Consider the following 3,907-nt stretch of genomic DNA (forward strand, 5'->3'; position numbering starts at 1 on the left):
CTCGCAGGTCGGGCCCCCCGGAGTGGTGTGGCCCCCGTCCGCCCAGGCCGGACCGGCTGGATCGGAACCGGGGCGGACCAGTCCGACTCCTGCGGGTCCTGACTGGCGCTACGCCCGTCTGCGGGGGACCGACGGCCGCCCGCAGTCGGCGGCCAGGGCCGCAGGGAATTCCGCGGACGCCGTCCGCCCGGCCGGGCGGGGGCCCGCGCGCGTGCCCGGCGGGGCCGTCCCCGGTACGCCGCCCCGCCCGCAGCGGCGGTGCCGCCCGTACGGCGCGCCGCACGCCGTCCAGCAGTCCCGACCTTCTCCCGGCCACCGCCGGACCGCTTCGTGGAGGGAACCGATGACCGCCGAAACGCACACCGGAGCGCCGACCGGCCCCACGCCTGACGACGGCGGCGGGGCGCGCCCCATCCGCGTCGTCGTCGCCGCCGACAGCGCCGGCGCCGACCTCAAGAACCGGCTGCGCGAACTCATGCGCGCCGACCCCCGGGTCGCGGTCGTCGACGACGTCGGCGTCGCCGACGCCTCCGACGACGTTGCCTACCCGGTGCCCGCCCTGGAGGGCGCCGAGCGCATCGCCCGGGGCGAGGCCGACCGCGGCGTGTTCGTCTGCGGCACCGGCATCGGCGTGGCGATCTCCGCCAACAAGGTGCCCGGCATCCGCGCGACCGTCGCCCACGACTCCTACTCGGCCGAGCGGTCCGTCAAGTCCAACAACTGCCAGGTCATCACCTTCGGGGCGCGCGTCATCGGCCCGGACGCGGCTGAGAAGATCCTCACCGAATGGCTCGGCCACACCTTCGACGAGAACTCGCCGAGCGCGGCGAAGGTCGCCCGCATCGACTCCTACGAAGCCGGCCGCGTCTGAGGCGGCCGCACGGCAAGAGAGGCACCACCTTGCGCATACTCGCTGCAGGAGACGAATTCGTCCGCACCGGCCTGCTCGCCGACGCGGTCGCGGCCGAGCTCGCGGAGGCCCCGGAGATCTCCCGGCTCGACCTGCCCTGGCCGGTCGAGCCCTTCGGCCCGGTCGGGGGCGTGAACGAGGCGAGCGGCACCGAAGAGCAGGTCATCGAGGCCCTCCAAGGCGCCGAGGCCGCCGTCACCCAGATGGCCCCCTTCACCGAGAAGGTGTTCGCCGCCGCCCCCGGCCTGCGGCTGGTGTCGGTGTGCCGCGGCGGCCCCGTCAACGTCGACCTCAAGGCCGCCACCGCGGCCGGGGTCGCCGTCACCTTCGCCCCCGGGCGCAACGCCGCCGCGGCCGCCGAGTTCGCCGTCGGCATGATCCTGGCCGCCCTGCGCCGCATCCCCGGATCGTCGGCCGAGCTGCTGCGCGACGGCGCCTGGCGCGGCGACCTGTACGCCTACGACAACGCCGGGGTGGAGCTGGAGAACGCCACCGTCGGCCTGGTCGGCTACGGCGCCATCGGCGCCCGCGTCGCCCGGGTCCTGGTCGCCTTCGGCGCCCGCGTCCTGGTCAGCGACCCCTACGCCGACCCGGCGCAGGTACGCGCCGACGGGGCCGAGCCCACCGGCCTCGACGACCTGCTGCGCCGCAGCACCGCCGTCAGCCTGCACGCCCGCCTCACCGAGGAGACGCAGGGCCTCATCGACGCCGACCGGCTGGCGCTGCTGCCGCACGGCGCGGTGCTGGTGAACACCGCGCGGGGCGGGCTGCTCGACTACGCTCCGCTGCCCGAGGCGCTGCGGTCGGGCCGCCTGGGCGCCCTGGCCCTGGACGTCTACGACGTCGAGCCGCCGCCCGCCGACTGGGCCCTGCGCGACGCGCCGAACGTCATCGCCACTCCGCACCTGGCCGGCTGCAGCCGCCAGACCGCCGAGCGCGCCGCCCGCATCGTCGCCGCCGAGGTGGGGCGCTACAGCCGCGGCGAGGCGCAGGCCCACCTGGCCAACCCCGACGTGCTGGAGCGGTAGCGCCATGATCATCGGTGTGGACATCGGGACGTCGCTGACCAAAGCGGTGGCCTTCGACCGGGGCGGCGCCTCCGTCGCCCAGGCGGGCGCCGCCAGCACCCTGCACCACCTGCCCGGCGGGAGGACCGAGCAGGACCTCGAAGAGGTCTTGGAGACGGTGGCCCGGGTGGTGCGCGAGGTCGCCGCCGGGCTCGACGGGCCCGTCACCGCGCTGGCGCTCACCGGGCAGGGCGACGGGCTGTGGCTGCGTGACGAGCGCGGCCGTGTTGTCCGTCCGGCCGTGTCCTGGTTGGACGGGCGCGCTTCGGGGCTGGTGGACAAGTGGATGCGGGACGGCACCGCGCGGCGGGTGTTCGCCCGCACCGGCTCGGGCGTCTTCCCCGGGTGCGCGGCGGCCCTCCTGTCCCACCTGGACGCGGAGGAGCCGGAGTCGCTGGAGACCGCCGCGGTCGCCGGGTACTGCGTGGACGCGGTGGCCCAGCGGCTGACCGGAACCGTCGCGGTCGACGTCTCCGACGCATCACTGCCGTTCCTCGACCCGCGCACCCGCCGCTACGACACCGAGGCCCTGGAGGCGTGCGGCCTGGGGCACCGCCGCGGCCTGCTCGCCGACCCGACGCCTCCGGGCACCGTTCTGCGCCTGGACGCCGCCGGGGCCGAGCTGCTCGGTCTGCCCGAGGGGCTGCCGGTGACGGCCGGGCCGTTCGACATGCCCGCGTGCGCCATGGGCGCGGGGGTGCGCGAGCCGGGCGACGGCGTCCTCATCGCGGGCACGACGCTCGCCTGCCAGGTGCTCCAGCACGGGCCCGGGTTCGACCCGGACGGCGAGCCCGCGGGCATGCTGCTGGCCCTGCCCGAGGCGGACCGCTACCTTCGGGCCATGGCGGCCATGGTTGGCACGGCGGGTCTGGACTGGGCGTGCGAGCTGATGGGGGTGCGCGTCGAGGACGCCGACGCCATGCTGGCCGAGTCCGGCAGGGGCGCCGGGGGAGTGCGGGCACTGCCGTTCCTCGCCGAGTCGGGGGAGCGGGCACCGTTCGTGGACGCGGGCGCACGGGCCCGCTTCACCGGGCTGAGCCTGCAGAACACGCGAGCGGACGTCATCCGCGCGCTGTGCGAGTCGGTGGCGTTCGCGGCCCGGCACTGCCTGGAGACGGCGGGCCTCGACGGGAACCTGTACGCCTGCGGCGGCGGAGTGCGCTCCCCTGAGTGGACACGCATATTCGCCGATGTGCTGGGGCGGCCGGTGACCATCCCCGACGACCCGGGGGTGGGGGCACGCGGCGCGGTGATCGCGTGCGCCCGCGCGCTTGGAGAGCCGGTGGACGAGGAGCGCTGGTGGTCGGCGTCCCGCACGGTCGAACCGACGGCTGAGGGCACGGAGTTCTACCAGAACGCCTACACCGAGTACCGGTCCTCCCTCGACCTGGCCCGCACCACCTGGGCGGCCTGAAGAGGACGATCCTTCAGCGACCAGCATCACCAGCGACCAGCACCACCTGGGCCGCCCGAACGCTTGGGCGGTTGGGGTCTTAGGAGCCTGGGCCGCCCGGGACGCGGGCGGCCCAGTCACATGTGACCGTGAGTGGGCTGGAGCGGGGGTCAGCTCGGCCGGTTGCCCGCTGACGGGCCCCGGCCGGGCGGCGGGCCGTGGGGGTGCCAGGTGGATGGCGGCGACGACGAAGGTCGGCGCCTCTACCCGCAGCGCTGTCGGCCGCACGGCGTGTGCGTGGTCGCCGTGGTGGGCGGCGACGGCGGAAGCGGGACGGTTCCCCGGGCCTGCTTGCCGGGCGGCGGGCCCCTCGCGGTCCGGGTGGTCAGGCGGCTCAGCCGGTACCCCGCTGACGAGCCCCAGCCGTCCGCCGGGCCGCCAGAGTGCCAGGTAGATAGCAGCGACGACGAAGGTCGGCGCCCCTACCCGCAGCGCTGTCGGCCGCGCGGCACGTACGTGGTCACCGTGATGGGCGGC

3 protein-coding genes are annotated in these 3,907 nt (G+C 75.9%); all 3 read left to right on the forward strand.

What is annotated here, in order from left to right; genetic code table 11:
* The first annotated feature begins 343 nt into the window (after nucleotides 1–343).
* From O4U47_RS31095 to O4U47_RS31105, 3 genes are read left to right on the forward strand one after another with little or no spacing between them, the layout of a single operon-like run.
* Complete coding sequence (locus O4U47_RS31095; RefSeq protein ID WP_270681577.1) at nucleotides 344–871, forward strand: RpiB/LacA/LacB family sugar-phosphate isomerase; 528 nt, start codon at nucleotides 344–346, stop codon at nucleotides 869–871.
* A gap of 29 nt (nucleotides 872–900) precedes the next feature.
* The gene (locus tag O4U47_RS31100) at nucleotides 901–1,938 is read left to right on the forward strand and encodes a 2-hydroxyacid dehydrogenase (RefSeq protein ID WP_270681578.1); all 1,038 of its coding nucleotides are present in this window, start codon (nucleotides 901–903) and stop codon (nucleotides 1,936–1,938) included.
* Nucleotides 1,939–1,942: 4 nt separating this feature from the next.
* Nucleotides 1,943–3,391 carry an FGGY-family carbohydrate kinase gene (locus O4U47_RS31105; protein WP_270681579.1) on the forward strand — a complete coding sequence of 483 codons (1,449 nt, stop codon included), beginning with the start codon at nucleotides 1,943–1,945 and terminating at the stop codon, nucleotides 3,389–3,391.
* Nucleotides 3,392–3,907 lie beyond the last annotated feature (516 nt).

This window comes from Nocardiopsis suaedae, assembly GCF_027706745.1.
GTDB classification, from domain to species: domain Bacteria; phylum Actinomycetota; class Actinomycetes; order Streptosporangiales; family Streptosporangiaceae; genus Nocardiopsis_A; species Nocardiopsis_A suaedae.